11 protein-coding genes are annotated in these 15,909 nt (G+C 59.5%); 7 read left to right on the forward strand and 4 right to left on the reverse strand.

Annotated elements, in window-relative coordinates; translation table 11 throughout:
- Positions 1–3 precede the first annotated feature (3 nt).
- The 3 genes from ACA073_RS11540 to ACA073_RS11550 form a co-directional block, all read right to left on the reverse strand.
- Complete coding sequence (locus ACA073_RS11540; RefSeq protein WP_497404061.1) at positions 4–1,518, reverse strand: TolC family protein; 1,515 nt, start codon at positions 1,516–1,518, stop codon at positions 4–6.
- A gap of 117 nt (positions 1,519–1,635) precedes the next feature.
- The gene (locus ACA073_RS11545; protein ID WP_497403523.1) at positions 1,636–1,851 is read right to left on the reverse strand and encodes a hypothetical protein; all 216 of its coding nucleotides are present in this window, start codon (positions 1,849–1,851) and stop codon (positions 1,636–1,638) included.
- 204 nt (positions 1,852–2,055) lie between these two features.
- A complete protein-coding gene (locus tag ACA073_RS11550; RefSeq protein WP_497403525.1) occupies positions 2,056–4,950 on the reverse strand; it encodes an AAA family ATPase in 2,895 nt (964 codons plus the stop codon).
- 627 nt (positions 4,951–5,577) lie between these two features.
- On the opposite strand from ACA073_RS11550, the gene mhpA reads away from it, so the two are divergent.
- Positions 5,578–7,236, forward strand: coding sequence for a bifunctional 3-(3-hydroxy-phenyl)propionate/3-hydroxycinnamic acid hydroxylase MhpA (gene mhpA / locus ACA073_RS11555; RefSeq protein ID WP_497404063.1), 1,659 nt, complete (start codon positions 5,578–5,580; stop codon positions 7,234–7,236).
- A 2-nt stretch (positions 7,237–7,238) separates the two neighbouring features.
- Complete coding sequence (locus ACA073_RS11560) at positions 7,239–7,886, forward strand: TetR/AcrR family transcriptional regulator (protein ID WP_497403526.1); 648 nt, start codon at positions 7,239–7,241, stop codon at positions 7,884–7,886.
- Here the strand turns inward: ACA073_RS11560 and ACA073_RS11565 are convergent.
- Complete coding sequence (locus ACA073_RS11565) at positions 7,875–9,143, reverse strand: NADH:flavin oxidoreductase/NADH oxidase family protein (RefSeq protein ID WP_497403527.1); 1,269 nt, start codon at positions 9,141–9,143, stop codon at positions 7,875–7,877. The genes ACA073_RS11560 and ACA073_RS11565 overlap by 12 nt on opposite strands.
- A 351-nt stretch (positions 9,144–9,494) precedes the next feature.
- On the opposite strand from ACA073_RS11565, the gene ACA073_RS11570 reads away from it, so the two are divergent.
- From ACA073_RS11570 to ACA073_RS11590, 5 genes are all read left to right on the forward strand, one after another.
- Positions 9,495–10,109, forward strand: coding sequence for a TetR/AcrR family transcriptional regulator (locus ACA073_RS11570; RefSeq protein ID WP_497403528.1), 615 nt, complete (start codon positions 9,495–9,497; stop codon positions 10,107–10,109).
- A gap of 85 nt (positions 10,110–10,194) precedes the next feature.
- Entirely contained in the window at positions 10,195–11,286 is a 1,092-nt protein-coding gene (locus ACA073_RS11575; RefSeq protein WP_497403530.1) for a VOC family protein, read from the forward strand.
- A 175-nt stretch (positions 11,287–11,461) separates the two neighbouring features.
- Complete coding sequence (locus tag ACA073_RS11580; RefSeq protein WP_497403532.1) at positions 11,462–12,418, forward strand: fumarylacetoacetate hydrolase family protein; 957 nt, start codon at positions 11,462–11,464, stop codon at positions 12,416–12,418.
- Positions 12,418–14,319: an acyl-CoA synthetase gene (locus tag ACA073_RS11585; RefSeq protein WP_497403534.1), complete on the forward strand. Its 1,902-nt coding sequence runs from the start codon at positions 12,418–12,420 to the stop codon at positions 14,317–14,319. The genes ACA073_RS11580 and ACA073_RS11585 overlap by 1 nt, the downstream gene beginning before the upstream one ends.
- A 138-nt stretch (positions 14,320–14,457) precedes the next feature.
- Positions 14,458–15,777 (forward strand): OmpP1/FadL family transporter, encoded by a 1,320-nt coding sequence (locus ACA073_RS11590; protein ID WP_497403536.1) that lies wholly within the window; start codon positions 14,458–14,460, stop codon positions 15,775–15,777.
- Positions 15,778–15,909 lie beyond the last annotated feature (132 nt).

Here is a 15,909-nt window from a genome sequence, read left to right on the forward strand (position 1 = left end):
TTCTTAAGAAAGTGGTGGCAGGTCGGCTTTGGTGGCAGCGGTGGGGGTAGCGGGTTGTTCGAACACCTGCCAGCCCCCGCCCAGTGCCTTATAGAGCTGCACGCTATCGATCAGCAGGCGGGTGTTGCTTTCGTTGGAGTTCAAGCGTGCCGCCAGGCGCGCGCGCTGCGAATCCAGCAGTGGCAACAGGTCGATCTGCCCGCGGTTATAGAGTGACTGGGCGCGGTTCTGCGCAGCCTCGGCGGACGCGGCGGCCAATTGCAGCGACCCGGCGCGGCGCCGCTCCTGCGCCAACGTGACGAGGGCGTTCTCGACATCTTCGAGTGCCCGTACGATGCCGTCTTCGGCGCGCAGCACCGCCTCTTTTTGAGCGCTTTCGGCAGCATCGTTGATGGCTTGCGTGCGCCCGGCGTTAAAGAGCGGCATCGCCAGCAGGCCCGCCACGTTGGTGAAGCGTGCAACGCCGAGATCGGCGCCGTTCAGGCTCAAGCCCTGGCGGCCGAAGGAGGCATCGAGGAACAGCCGCGGAAACCACTCGGCCGCGGCCACCTTGCGGCGCGCATTGGCTGCATCGAGCTGCGCCATCAGCGCCAGCACGTCAGGTCGGCGTTGCAGCAGCTCGGCGGGCTGACCCGGCTTGGCCTCGGGCACCACGGCCACATCGCTAATCGAAGTCTGGATGTTCGCGGTATTGAAGGACTGGTCGGCAATAAGCACCGCAATACGATGGCGCGACACAGCCACCTGCGTTTCCAGCGGCGGAATCTGCGCCCGCGCCGACAAGGCGTCGGTCTGCGCGCGTTCGACGTCGAAGGCGGACGCCAGGCCCGCCTGCTGGCGAGCGGCAACCAGGCGCAGCGTCTCGTCCTGCATCGCTGAGATGGCGCGCAGCGTCGCGACTTGGCGTTGCGCACCGAGCAGTGTGAAGTAGTTGCTGACGACGTCGCTCATCACCAGCAGGCGTACGCCGCGCATGCTGTGCTCCGCGGCCATCGCATCGGCGTCGGCCGCCGCTGCGCCGGCGCGCAGGCGGCCACTCAGGTCGAGCTCCCACGAGACGTCCAGGCCCGCACTGGTGCTCTTGGTATCCGGATAACCCTGTTTCGTGGCCGAGCTGTAGCCGCTGCTGCGATCGCTGCCGGAGGCGGATGCGCCGACACTCGGGAACAGCCATGATTGGCTGACCGTTTCGCCGGCACGCGCGGCGCGCAGGCGCTCGGCGGCAATCTTGACGTCGCGATTCTCGCGCGCTGCCCGGCGCACCAGATCCGTCAGCACCGGGTCGTGGTAGACCTCCCACCACGCCGCCTCGGGCTCCATTTCGGAGGCCGTGCTCGCGGAGAAGTTGCTCGGCAGTTCTACCGACGGCGTGAGCACCTCCGTGGAGCAACCGTTCAAGACCAGGGCAACAGACGCGGTGAGCGCTGCCCCCATGATGACGCTAACCACGCGTTCGGCATATTGCAGGGGCGTCTGCCCGCTGCGGGTCAACAGATGGGAAGTTGGAAGTCGCGACATCGGATTGGACTCGTAAAGATTCGAGGTTGCATCAGCGTAGAGCCCAGGGTGCGCGAAGTCGTCAGCGAAGGGTCGCCGCTCGGTCGCCATATCGGGCTCTCATTCAGGTTGGAGGCGTCACTCGCCGTCGGCATCTGCCGCGTGCTCACCGGCCGCGGACGCGAGGTCTGAGGCAATCGACTCCAGCAGCTCTTCGGCGGACGAGAACTCGCGCTGACGCCCGGTGACCAGGTTTTCGAGGCGGCCCACGAGGGCCTCGGGCGTGGCATCGCTACGCAGCTTGACTACGTACGAGCGGCGGCTCGGGTACTTGGATTCAGGGTTCAGGCTCATGGCGGACCAGGGGATCAGGAAGTTCGGCGACAGCGTATGCCGCCCCCTGGGTGGAGTCGTAAGCAAAAGGTCGGAATTCGGTCGGGACAGTACCCGCCGAACAGAGGCGGCGATCAGCGGAACGCTGGTGGCCGCACGGTTTTCAGCCCACGCTGAGTGGGCGCGATCTCAGTCCACCAGACATGCAGGGTACGTCTTGTCGCTTCAAGTCGACTGGGCAGCCTGAAGCAGTGAGCGTGCACGTTTCACCAGTTCGGTTCCGTGAGTTTCAGGCAATTGCTCAATCAGCGTCGACAATGCCTGGTCGTCCTCGGCCGCAGCCTCGTGGTGTTCGCACAACTCCACCAGCGCTTGCAGCTCCAGCCACGGTGCCTCCTGGGATCGAGCTTCCACAATTGAGCGCCGCACCGCAGCACTGCCTGCGTCCCACCGACCCTGCGTTCGCGCGATCACTGCCTCCAGTAACCATAGCTGCGGCAGGTACACGCGCTCGCCCAGTTCCTCAACCACCCGAAGTGCTTCCTGTAGTTCGACTTGCGCTGCAGTGCAATCACCTGCCAGCAGCAACGCCTCGGCGGCGTAACCGAGTACCTCGCTGGCGCCGGAGCGCATGCCGAGCCCGGTGTGTTCTTCGTAGGCCTCGCGGATGCGTCGGTAGCCGTCGCGCGGTGCACCGTTGCGCGCGTCAGCCCAACCGCGCCACCAGCGGCAAGCCGTCCGCCCCAGTGCGAGTGAAGACTCATCGACCAACTTCTGCATGTCGTCAGCCAGCGCCGCTACACGCAGAGGGTTCCCCAGCCGCACCTCGATCAGCACCTCCTGCCAGGTGGCTATCAGCCACGTCATAGGCTGACGAAGCGTTTGCGCGCGGGTTCGCGCCCGCTGCATATGAGTTCGGCCTTGCTCAACCAGGCCTGAGCGCACCAGCTCTATGGCCAGCATGCCGTGCAACATCACCTGAGGATCGGCGGCAAAAATCTCGTTCGTCGCGATGTCCAGCGGCTCGGCGATCGCGAGGGCGCGCTCCAGCCAACGGCGAGTCGTTTTCGTGCGTCCCTGGAGGTGATGCACATCGCCCTGGACGAAGCACGCCGCCAGCATGAGCTCTTGATCATGTGTGTCGCAGGAGAGGGCTTCCGCACGCTCCGCCACCTCAAGCGCCAGCGCATAGTCGCCGCGCAGACCCAGCAGATAGCCGAACCCGTGCAGCAGGCGACCGCGCATGGGGTGTTCGGGTACATCTGCCAGCAGCCTGTACGCACGTTCGAAGGCGTTCTTGGCTTCGCTACCGACACCGAACATATGGAATGCCGAAACCCCCTGCAGCGTCGCCAAGGTAATTTCGAGCGCATTTCGCTCCGTCCCTTCGGGTGCCTGTGGGAGCAGGACCAAGGCGCGCTCAGTGAGGCCAATGCACAAGTCCGGGCTGAAGTGCAGAAGCGCAGCTTCTGCGGCCTCGGCGTAGTAGCGCAGTGCGATCATTGGCAGCCGGGCGCGGTCAAAATGCATCGCCAGTTCCGAGGCAGCAACCTGTACGCCGGTCGTGCGCTCGCGTTCGAGGGCAGCGCCGACCTGGCGATGGAGATGGGTGCGCAATGAGCGTGGCGTGCGTTCATACAGCACCTGGCGAAAGAGGGCATGCCGGAACGAGTAGGGTAATTCTATCTCTTCAGCGTCGGTGGCCCGGGACTGTGTGAGCCAGACCTGCGCGCGCATCAGCTCCTCACAAGCGCTGATGACCCAGGAATGGTCGCGTTCGAGGGCCAGCGAAACCGTTTCAACCCGGAATTCGGCCCCGCAAACTGCTGCTGCCGAGAGGAGTGTTTGTTGCTCCGGATTCAGCTTGGCGATGTAGTGATCGATGATGGCTGCGAGGTTTTCTGGAACCGCCAGATCCGCAAGCCGAGCCTCGACGGTGGCTTTGTCGTCCTGTGGGTCCATCACTTCACCAATGATTGACGAAACGAACAACGGCACACCGTCGGTCCGCTCGTGCAGGGCGCGCACGAAGGCTTCATCGCCTGCCAGCGAGGCTGAGCGCAGCGCAACATAGTCAGCGACCTCGGTTTCCGAGAACGGATCGAGCACCACTTCTTCGCACAAACGCTGCAGGCGCAGTTCATGGCGCAACGAACTGAGCGGATGCTCGAGTGCCACGATCTCGGCAAGCCGGAAGCTCGACAACCACATAAGCCGCGCGCGGCCACGTCGCCGCGCCACATAGTCGATTAGCTGAACCGTAGCTCGATCGCTCCAGTGCAGGTCTTCGGTCACCAGCATCAGCGGGCGCTGCTCGGTGTAGCGGTCCAGCAGTTCGCCCATCTCCCTGAGCATGCGCTCCGGGCCGACGCCGGCAAGCTCGCGCCGCAATGCGTCTCGCTCCTCCGTAGTACTCAGCCACGGAAGCTGCAGCAGCCAGGTCGGTGCCACGGCGCGCATCAGCGCCGGCAGGGTGGGGTCGTTGCGGCACAGATCGGCTAACGCCTCCAGCACCGGCAGATACGGCTCGCCGGTGCCGTAGTGCTCCACGCAATGGCCGCGAGCGCAGGCGATGTCGCCAAGGTTTTCGAGGAAGTGTTCGATCAATGTCGTCTTGCCAATCCCCGGTTCTCCGGCGAGCCAGACCACTGCACGCTGGCCGCCACTTGCCCGCTCCCAGGCCCGTTGCAGCCTGGAGACCTCGTCGGTGCGACCGATGAATGACGGTGACGAATGTGTGCCGGGCGCCGTAACCGTCGCGGATGCAGGCAGCATCGAAAGTGCGGAGGAGGGCGGGGCGATGAAGCGATAGCCGCGCCGCGACACAGTCTCGATGAAGCGAGGATGCCTGGGGTCGTCGCCCAGCACCTTGCGCAGATCGCTGATGGCCGTCTTCAGGACCGAATCGCTGACGAACCGATGCCCCCACACGGCATCAAGCAAGGCATCCTTGGTGACCAGCGATCCTGGCTGGCGTGCCAGCACGCATAACAAACTGAAGGGAGTCGGCGCTAACGCCACCGCTTGTCCGTTACGCAACAAACAGGCGTTGGATTCGTCGAGCTCGAACTCGACGAAGCAGAGCAATACTGGGTTCGAATGGGACTGCGGACGTGCCACGGTTGATTCCTAAAAACTAAAACAGGGTTATGCGCTGCGAAGCTTCACATGGGGTTCGATACTAAAAACCGGGGTGTACCCTAATGCTGATCAGTTAAAAGCTGACTCTTGTAGGAGCGAGCTTGCTCCGGGCGGCGTTCCGACGATGGACGTCAACGATAACGCGTACTCTCTGGATACACGCGGCGTCCTGAAGTCCATCGCGAGCAAGCTCGCTCCTACCCTGACAGGCATTAGGGTGTGGCCGGTTTCCTGGTGCTATTGACCCGCTTTTTTTTCAACCGTTCTCCTGCCTCGGCTCAATTTGATCCCTTGACGCCAGTCACGCTGCTCTTCTGTTCTGGGCCAATGCTCCAATGACAACGCTGATCGGTTCTGAAGCCAAGCGTCGTCGGTCGGAAACTGGTACACGCACAACTTAACGTCACCCGGCAACCCGGTCGGAACGCGGCCCGTTGACGCCTGACATTTCGCCTTCTTGTATGGGCCTGAGGCGGCTTGGCAATGATCCCAAAAAATAATGACAAAAACATCAATATTGAAATATCTCTCAATATTGCATACCTTTCACATTGCCTGACGATGAGACCACGCTTCTCACGACTTCAATCACAACAAGGGCTCGAGATGAACAACAACAAAAAAGTTTCCGAATTGCCTCCCGCCGCCGTTGACGTGCTGGTCATCGGTTACGGTCCGGTAGGTGCGACAATCGCGGCGCTGCTCGGCCGCTATGGGATAACGACCCTGGTACTGGACAAGGTCCATGAGATCCTGTTGATGCCTCGTGCCATTGTTCTGGACAACGAGGCACTGCGTATCCTGCAACTCGCCGGTTTGTCGGAAGACGCGTTCGAGAAGATCGTTATTTCTGAAGTGAAGATGCACTCCCCGGTGGTCGGGCAGTTCGGTCGAGCCAATACCGAGGGGTGTATCGACGGCCATCCCAAGCTTGTGACTTTCTATCAACCCGACCTTGAGCGAGCGATGCGCTGCCAGGTTTCCCGGCTGAAGTCCGTAACCACCCTGGGTGGTTTTGAGCTTGAGAGCCTGGTTGAGATGTCGGATGGCGTCTTCGCTTCCGTACGGGATGAAGATGGGCAGTCGCATTCCGTTCGTGCCCAGTACCTGATCGGTGCGGATGGCGCAAGCTCCAGGGTCAGGGCGCTGATTGGCCAGGAGTTCGAAGGGCAGACCTATGCGGAGGATTGGCTGATTGTCGATGTCAAGAACCGGCACAAGTCAGCGATTGATCACGTTGAGTTTATCTGTGATCCACGGCGCCCAACGCCGCACATGCCTGCACCCGGCGGCAGGGAACGTTGGGAATTCATGCTGCAACCCGGCGAATCCCGGGAAGAGCTGGAAAGCCCGGAAAGCATAGCCCGGCTGATCTCGCCATGGATCAATCCGCAGGAGCTGGAAATCGAGCGCAAAGCGGTGTATCGATTCCACGCGCGCTGCTGCGACAGATTCAGCAAGGGTCGCGTCTTTCTTGCTGGCGATGCAGCCCACATCACGCCTCCTTTTGTCGGGCAAGGTCTCGTAGCGGGACTTCGAGACGGTGCCAACCTTGCATGGAAACTTGCTTGGGTCCTTCGCGGCCATGCTGCGCCTGCAATACTCGAGACCTATGACGTAGAGCGCCGCCCCCATGCCCAGGCGATGATCAATCTGGCGAAACTCATGGGCCGCCTGGTGATGCCCAAGAACAAGATCGCGGCTTTCTTTATCCACGGCCTGATGCGTACGCTGGCGTTGGCTCCCGCTACCAGGAGGTACTTCGAACAGTTGGACATCAAGCCGAAGAACATCTTCAAAAACGGCCTGTTCGTGAAGCATCGTCGGGGCGACAAGCTGGTACGTGGCGGCCTGTTCCCCCAGGCCTGGGTTCGCAACTTCCAAAAGCAGATCAAGCTGAGCGACGATGCGCTTGGAGATAACCTGACCCTGGTTGGATTCGGTGTTGACCCGTTGTCACTGCTGACCACTGAACAGATCGTTTCCTGGGAAAAAATGGGAGGCCACTTCCTGGAGGTCAGAGCACGAGGCCAGCGCTCCGACGGCAGCTGTGATTTCATCGAAGACATGAATCATGAAATTCTGCCTTTGGCTGCCAAGGGAACGCTCGTCGCGATTCGTCCCGACCGAATCATCATGCACCACGCCCCTGGCGCAGAGGCAGGCAGTTTCATTCAAGTGTGCAAGGGCTTGCTGGCTAGCGAAGACGCCACTTCTACCAGCGTTTCCGCTACCATCAGCGAGCCCATTAGATTGCGAGCTTGATAATGCATTCCCCCACTCTTCCTTTAGAAGCGGCTACGCCAGAACCTCTCTCGAGAGGTCACAAGAAGCGTGAGCGCACCCGTCGCGGTCTGGTCGACGCGGCATTGCGTCTTATCGCACGTAAGGAAGTGGGGGAGATTGCACTGCTCGAGGTGGCCGCGGAAGCGGCGGTATCCAACGGAACCATCTACAACTATTTTCGAACTCGCGACGAGGTGCTGGAGGCGGTGGGCATTGCCATGGCCGCCGAGTTCTCCGATGCCATTTCCGCCGTGAGTAAGGACGTAAGCTGCGGCGCACAGCGGCTTTCGATTGGCGTGCGCATGTTTGTATGCCGGGCCGCCACCGACCACCAATGGGCGAATGCGCTGTTGCGAATCATCCATTTCGACCAGGCCATGCGCTCGCGTTTGGCTGGCCATGTACTTGGCGATCTGCGAGAGGGGCTGCGTGAGGGCACTATTGCTTACGAGGACGAAAGGGTCGCCCTGGACATAGTTTTGTCGTGCACGACCGGAGCCATGCGCTCGGTTGTCGAGGGGCGTGCAGTGGTGGAGTACGATCTGCGGGTCGCCGAAATGGTTCTCCAGGCTCTGGGTGTAACACCTGCCAGAGCCAGGAGAATCGCCGGCAAGCCGCTACCGGCCTGAACTGATGACTTCCTTGATCGGTCTGGCTTGATCAATCCATAGCCGATAGTTCTTCGCCTGGCGACGAGACTTCAACTGATTGCCGATCAAGGCCAGGAGGGGTGAGGTCCCGGGTTTTGTCCCTTTCCCTTTGCTCAGCAAGCCGAGCTGCTTCTTGACCACCGACGCCACTGCAAGCGATGCCAGTGCCTTGTTCTTCCAGCGGACGACGACGGGCTCCACTTGAGTGTCCTGGCCTGCCATCCATTGGCTTGGCAGGGTCGGCTCGATTGCCAACGCAGTGGCAAGCCCCACCATCGACACTGAGCCGCTAACCACGCGCTCCGCGACCTCCTTTCTACGCACGCCGCCGGTGACCATCAGTGGCATGCGCGCTATTTCTCCTATTTTCTCCGCGAATTCGAGAAAGTAGGCTTCTCGAGCCAGGCTGCTGCCATCGCGGGTCTGTCCCTGCATTGCCGGGCTTTCGTAGCTGCCACCCGACAACTCGACCAGGTCGACCGCCTTGGCGTTAAGCATTTCCACCACGCGAGCCGCATCCGCGGCATCGAATCCGCCACGCTGAAAGTCCGCGGAGTTGAGTTTCACTGCGACGCAAAAGATCGGTGCCACTCGCTGACGTATTGCGTCGATGGTTTTCAGAAGAATTTGCGCGCGGTTTTCCAGGCTGCCGCCCCAGCGGTCGTCACGACGATTGGTCAGGGGCGAAAGGAATTGGCTGAACAGGTAGCCATGCGCTGCGTGAATCTCCACGCCGGTGAATCCGGCACGTTCGGCCAGCACCGCCGCTTGGGTATAACGCCCGATCAGCTCTTCGATCTCCTGCTCCTCTAAAGCCCTGGGCAGCACAAACGCTTTTGAAAGTCCGGGGATATCGACCGCAACTGCGGAGGGGCCCCTTGCCGATTGCCCCATTGAAGCCAATAGCTGCCGTCCGGGATGATTGATTTGCATCCAGACCTGGGCTCCGCGACTGCGGCAGGCATCGGCCCATAGCCTGAATTTGGCCAGGTGTTGATCGTCCTCAAGCACTACGCCAGCGGGGCCGGTCAAGGCGTGACGGTCAACCATGACGTTGCCAGTGATGATCAGGCCGGCGCCACCCTCGGCCCAACGCCGATAAAGGTTAACCAGCGCTTTCCCGGGAGCGTGTTCCTCATCCGCAAGGTTCTCCTCCATGGCAGCCTTGGCGATTCGGTTTGGAATCACCGTGCCGTTAGGTAATCGAAGCGGTTTGAAGAGCTTTGAGCCGGTCATATTCTGTCCTTGAGCTAGTGAAAAATCGGCCAGCCATCGCTACGTGTCAAACCGTTTGAGCGCCGTCTGCACAGTGCTTGCTCAGTTTGTTGAAGTCCTGGTTTTCATCGATGGGCAGGGCTGGATAGCTTGCCGGGAAGGCGAGCCTGAGATAAAACCGTAATTGAACACGCGTGTTCATTTGTGTCAATGTGTATAGCGTTTGCTGGCCCGGTAACCTCGATCAAACCATCCGGGTCATTAGGTTGTAGAGCGGTTTTCAGAGATAAAAACCTACATCCTGAAAAATGTTGTTGACGGAGAATGAACACGAGTGTTCAATCAAGCCATAAGGTAATCCTGGAGAGAGCCGTGGAATCCCTGAATCCAACACAGCGCCGCATTCATCAGGCTGCCTTTCGCCTGTTCGCCGAGCGGGGCACCTCGCAAGTGAACATCCTTGACCTCGCGCAAGAGGCAGGCGTGGCGCGCGGAACGGTCTATAGCAATATCGAAAGCATGGAAAGCCTGTTCGAGGCGGTTGCCAGCCATCTCGCGAGGGAGATGCATCAGCGCGTCAACAAGAGCTTCGATTCAATTTCCGATCCGGCACAGCGCCTTTCCAATGGTATTCGTCTGTTCATTCGTCGAGCTCACGAGGACTCTCAGTGGGGGGCGTTCATACACAAGTTCGCCATGAGCAATGCCGCGTTGCGCGAAATGTTCAGCAGCCAGGCGACCAAAGATCTTCTCAGTGGGCTTTCCAGTGGACGGTACAGGTTTGAGCAGGAGCAAATGCTCTCGGTAATGACGCTGATATCGACCAGCGTCCTTGGCTCGATCTTTCTCGTGCTGGAAGGTCACAGAACATGGCGCGAATCGGGCTCGGACACCTCCGAGCTGATTCTGCGGGCATTGGGTGTACCGCCAGAGGAGGCGCGTGCGTTGGCGACCCTAGAGTTGCCGGCACTGCCATCTCTCGACTGAGCTCGTAACTGACTTGACTGGACAAACCCCTGATTTTTCAGGGGGGCGGGACAACTTTGCCCTAAAAACCCGGAAAACAAGAACAATGAACAACAAAATCGAATTGCACCGGTTGGCGACACCACAACCCGCACGGCATCCGCAGCCGACGGTGAAGGCCCAGGACCTGACTCACCTGATCTTTCAACGGCCGGACTTGAATGAGGCGGCGCGTTTCCTGACCGACTTCGGACTGACGGTCAGTCGGCAGGATGCCGATACACTCTATCTGCGCGCCACCGAAGCCACCTCATACTGTTACCGTGTCCAACGGGGCGAAACTGCACGTTTTATCGGGTTCGGACTGGCAGTGCAGTCCCTGGAAGACCTGGAAAAGCTCGCTCGAATCCCGGGTGCGTCACCGGTAGAGAAGTCGGAGCATCCTGGCAAAGGGCATTGCGTCAGACTGACTGATCCTTCCGGTTTCATTGTCGAAGCCGTCTGCGATCAGACGCACGGCGAGCCTCTGGCACATCGAGCGCCTCTGCACTGGAACCTGGTGCACGAGCAACCGCGAATCAACGCGACGCAGCGCCCGCCGATTGCTCCCCCTGAAGTCCTCAAACTGGGTCACATCGTCATTGAAGTGGCCGACTATCAGGCGACCTGTGCCTGGTATACGCAGCATTTCGGGTTTATTCCCAGCGATGTGCAGGTACTTCCTGACGGCACGCCTATCGTCTCCTTCATGCGCCTTGACCTCGGCGACATTCCTACCGATCACCATACGCTCGCGATTGCGCAAGGGTTCATGGCTGCCTATAGCCATAGTGCCTATGAAGTCGTCGATGCAGATGCCGTGGGAATGGGGCAACGCGTCCTGCGCGAGCGCGGCTGGGAGCACTCATGGGGCATTGGCCGACACATTCTGGGCAGTCAGATCTTCGATTACTGGCAGGACCCATGGGGCGATAAGCACGAGCATTACTGCGACGGGGATCTTTTCACGGCCACCCGGCCTACGGGCATTCATCCGGTGAGTGCCGAGGCAATGGCGCAGTGGGGGCAACGCATGCCCAAGAGTTTTACGAAGCCCAAAATGAGCCTGGCCAATGTGCGTGCGCTGATCCGTAACCTGCGACGCAGCCCGGACGTATCCTTTCGCAAGCTGATAACACTTTTGCGGATGTTCGGGTAGAGCTGCCGCTATGTCGGGCAATTCAACCAGATATGGCCGGCGCGATGTGCTCAAAGCCGGCGCTGTGATTGCCGGCGGCTCGTTGGTTTACAGCGTCACCAGCCCGCCTTCAGAACAACACCAGAATTCTCGCGCCATCGAGCACGGGAACAACACTGCTCCAGGAGTGCCTTCAATGTCCGCAGTACACGTAGTCCGCTTTGAATTTCAGAATGGTATCCATTGGGGCGTGCTGCGCCAGGGCCGTATCACGGTTGTTCCCGGTACTTTTGAAACCACCGGTGACTTCATTAGCCAGAACAGTATCGCCGACCTCGCTCAAATCAAAGGTACGGAGCTGGATGCGGGCGAAGTGAAACTGCTGTCGCCGGTGACCCGTAACCAGCAGTTCGTCTGCCAGGGCGCCAACTATCGTCAGCACATGATCGAGTCGGGCATGGACCCGGATGCGAAGAAATTCAACATGATCTTCACCAAGGCAACGAGTTGCCTGGTAGCCGCTGACAGCGACCTGATCAAGCCGAGCCACGTGCGCTTCCTTGACTACGAGATCGAACTGGGCCTTGTGATGAAACGCGCGATCACCGGCGCTGTTGCTGTCACCGACGCCAATCTGCATGAGTTCATTGCAGGCGTCGTCATTGTCAATGACTACTCGGCTCGTGACATTCAGATTCCGCAGATGCAGTTCTACAAGGGCAAGAGCTACCGCACTTTCGGCCCGGTCGGCCCGTACCTGTGCCTTCTGGATGCCACGAACATTCATTACCTGAAAGATCTGCAGCTGCGCCTGACAGTCAACGACCAAGTGCGCCAGAACGACAGCACCGCCAACCTGGTTTACGGCCCTGCTGAAACCCTTACCGAACTCTCCGCCTTGCAAGATCTCGCCGTTGGCGACCTGATCGCCACCGGTACGCCTGCCGGCTGTGCCCTGACGATCCCTTCGCCTGGCAAAATGCGCATTGCAGCCCTGTTGCCAGAAGCCACCAAGTGGAAGCTTTTCCTCAAGGCGCAGGAAGGCCGGACGCAGTACCTCAAGGCCGGTGATGTGGTCGAAGCGCGCATCCGCAGCGCCGATGGTGTGATCGATCTCGGCGTGCAACGCAACCGAGTCGTGGGGGAAGCCTGATGGTCGTACAGACTCTGAATGACATCGAAAGTCTTGAACGAGTCCCCTTGTCGGAGCGCGGCCTGGCGTCCAGCACTTATGAAGCGCTGCGTCAGGCGGCCGAGCGCACCCCCGAGGCACCGGCGCTAAGCTTCTTCGCCGATGCCGCCGATTTCAAGCGCACCCACGAGTGGAACTACTCCCAGCTTTTCGCGGATATCACCCGCGCGGCAAACGCCTTCCACGACCTGGGCATAAAACCGGGTGAGGTGATTGCCTTCATCCTGCCCAACCTGCCAGAAACCCACTTCACTATATGGGGCGGGGAGGCAGCGGGCATCGCCATGGCGATCAACCCTCTGCTTGAGGCCAAGCAGATGGCTGGCTTGCTGAATGCCGCAAAGGCATCCGTGGTGGTGACACTCGCGCCGACTGCGGGCAGCGACCTGTGGCCCAAACTGGTTTCGCAGCTGGATGAGTTACCCACGGTCAAGTCTGTTGTCTGGGTCAGCATGGAACCCTATGTCGACGGGCCTGTGCGTGAGGCTCTCAAGGCCGTGGCACTGAAGGAACGCGACTTACACAGCGGCATCGCGATCCACGATTGGCAATCGCTGATGAATGCTCAGCCGCACACACACCTGAAGAGCGGTCGGCAAATCCGTCAGGATGAGTCCTCGTCGTACATCTGCACTGGCGGCACCACCGGGCTGCCCAAGATCGCCTCGCGTACCCATGGCTCTGAAGTATTCAATGCATGGGCCGTGGCCGCTCACTTGCAGCCACGCAGTGGTAGTCAGGTTATCTTTTGTGGCCTGCCGTTGTTTCATGTCAATGGTCAGCTGGTGACTGGACTGATGCCTTGGACTCTAGGCGACCATGTGATCCTCGGGACGCCTAACGGGTATCGTGGCGAGGGCGTGATCCCACGCTTCTGGGAGATGGTCGAGCACTTCGGTATCAACCTCTTTTCCGGCGTGCCAACTGTCTACGCTGCGCTTCTGCAAAATGAATGGCAGGGCCGCGACCTGTCCAGCCTTCGCTATGCAATGTGTGGCGCCGCGCCCATGCCGGCTGAGCTTTTCCGAGAGTTCGAGCTCCGGACCGGGGTCAAGATCCTTGAAGGTTACGGTCTTACTGAGGGCGCCTGCGTCTCTACGATCAATCCGCCCCATGGCGAGCGCCATATCGGCTCCATCGGGATTCGGATCGCCTACCAGGATATGCGCGCGGTCGTGCTCGATGATTCTGGAGAGTATCTGCGCGACGCCAACGCGGATGAGATCGGCCTCATCACGATCAGTGGTCCGAACCTCTTCGAAGGCTATCTGGATGAGCGTCATAACCAGGGCCTCTGGATCGATATCGACGGTCAGCGCTGGTTGAATACGGGCGATTTGGGTCGCCAGGATGCGCAAGGTTACTTCTGGCTGACCGGACGCAAGAAGGAGTTGATCATTCGCGGCGGCCACAACATCGATCCCAAGCAAATCGAAGAGGCTTTGCAGGGGCATCCCGCTGTCGCGTTGGCCGCTGCAATCGGCAGCCCCGATGCCTACTCGGGCGAGGTGCCGGTCGCCTACGTTCAACTGCGTCCCGGGCAAGCCTGCAGCACCGAAGAACTTGAGGCGTTCGCTCAACTCAACATCAGCGAGCGGGCAGCGGTTCCCAAGCGCATTGAAATCCTCGAAGCGTTGCCACTGACTGCCGTGGGCAAGATATTCAAGCCGGCTTTGCAGCAGCGCGAAATTGCCAAAGTAGTCCAGCAGGAAGTGGAGCGCCTGGGGCTTTCGGATATTGCGGTTGAAGTAGTGCAGGACAATCGTCGTGGGTTGGTCGCCCGCATCCGGGCCGGAGCCAACCAGGAAGTCCTGGCTCCGCTCTTGGGGCGCTATAGCTTTCAAATCGAGTGGCTTAATTGAGTTTCTGATTCACCCAGGCCCTGTTCAGTCAGGGCCTTTTACACAACTTCGATCAGTTCCAACCAGCGCTGAAAGTGCACGGGAAAGCGAAGCCTTGCCTGCGTGCAATCAACAAAAACAATAAACAAGAGGTGGACAATGAAACTGAATAGCCGTGTGATCCCATGTGTCTCTACTCAGCGTAAGTGTGCTGTCTGGATTGAGCTCAGCAGCGCCATCGCACTACTCAGCGCCTCTACAATTGCAAGCGCCAATGGCATTGCATTAAACGAACAAAGTGCAAGCAGTGCGGGGACTGCGTATGCGGGAAGGTCGTCATCCGCGCTGGACGCCAGCACTATCTTTGGAAATCCCGCAGGCTTGACGAAGTTGAAACGCCCTGAGATTTCCGGCGGGGCAGCGGTCGTCTCGGTGAGCGACGACATCAGTGATGCGCAGGGCGGTGCCCCAGGAACGAATAAAGGCGATTCGGTACCTTTGGGGGTCGTACCTTTCGCTTACATGTCGACGCCCCTTGATGATCGTTTTTCGATTGGTCTGGGCCTCTACGCGCCGAGCGGCCTGATCAATGATTACGAGAGCTCTTTTCAGGGCCGCTACCATGGCTCCTATAGCACGACCAAGGAAGTAACCCTTCAGCCCACCATTGCCTATCGGATCAATGATTACGTATCCATTGGTGGTGGACCGACCATAAACCGTTTCACTGCAAAGCTTCAGAATGACCTGGCCACCGGCTTCCTGAACAACGGCGTGGACACAGAGGTCACCATCAAAGGTGATGACACGGCACTTGGCTACAACGTTGGCATCCTGATTGACTTTACTGAGGCAACCAGTTGGGGGATTAACTATCACTCGAAGGTGGACTATGAACTCGAAGGGCATACTCAGGTTACTGGCTCCCCGAGCGTTATTCCGCTGGACGGAAATTATGACAACAAGATAGACCTCACGATGCCCGAATCCGTGGACACGTCTATCACCCATCATTTCAATGATCGCTGGACGGGATACCTGGGGACCACCTGGAAACGCTGGAGCCGGATCCAGAAGGTCGAGGCAGTCAACAGCGGTCTTTCCCCCGTGGGCCAGGCGATGGGCATGAGCACGGTGATCGAAGAAATGAACTGGCGCGACACTTGGAGCACCGCAGTAGGCGCCGCCTATCAGGTGAACCAGCAATGGGTGCTGCGCGCAGGATACGCCTATGATCCGTCGCCAATCAAGAATGCCGATCGCAGCGTGCGCATTCCGGTTGGCAATCGCCAGGCCGTGACTTTGGGCGGCGCTTATTCGCCGAATTCCGACCTGACGATAGACTTTGCTTATGGTTATCTCTGGGATTCCAAAGTCTCGGTAAAGCAGCCGGACAATTCTGGTCTTCAACCTGAATACAGTGCCACTTACGACAATAGTGCGAATGGGGCTTCCGTGCAGGCAACTTATCGGTTCTAAGCGACAGGACTCCATTTTTAAATGGAGTCGATTTCCGCGAGCCTTTCTTAAGGTTCACCTTTCATCGTTACTCAACTATCCCGACGGGGGTAATGCAGTTCTGTTTGTCACTCAGTACCCACTACCGCGAAT

The sequence above is a fragment of the Pseudomonas sp. LBUM1670 genome, assembly GCF_059695695.1.

Coding starts and splice junctions, on each gene's coding strand:
- mhpA (WP_497404063.1), top strand. CDS start 5,578: ATGAACAACAACAAAAAAGTTTCCGAATTGCCTCCCGCCGCCGTTGAC.
- ACA073_RS11585 (WP_497403534.1), top strand. CDS start 12,418: ATGGTCGTACAGACTCTGAATGACATCGAAAGTCTTGAACGAGTCCCC.
- ACA073_RS11565 (WP_497403527.1), bottom strand. CDS start 9,143: ATGACCGGCTCAAAGCTCTTCAAACCGCTTCGATTACCTAACGGCACG.
- ACA073_RS11590 (WP_497403536.1), top strand. CDS start 14,458: ATGAAACTGAATAGCCGTGTGATCCCATGTGTCTCTACTCAGCGTAAG.
- ACA073_RS11545 (WP_497403523.1), bottom strand. CDS start 1,851: ATGAGCCTGAACCCTGAATCCAAGTACCCGAGCCGCCGCTCGTACGTA.
- ACA073_RS11540 (WP_497404061.1), bottom strand. CDS start 1,518: ATGTCGCGACTTCCAACTTCCCATCTGTTGACCCGCAGCGGGCAGACG.
- ACA073_RS11575 (WP_497403530.1), top strand. CDS start 10,195: ATGAACAACAAAATCGAATTGCACCGGTTGGCGACACCACAACCCGCA.
- ACA073_RS11580 (WP_497403532.1), top strand. CDS start 11,462: ATGTCCGCAGTACACGTAGTCCGCTTTGAATTTCAGAATGGTATCCAT.
- ACA073_RS11560 (WP_497403526.1), top strand. CDS start 7,239: ATGCATTCCCCCACTCTTCCTTTAGAAGCGGCTACGCCAGAACCTCTC.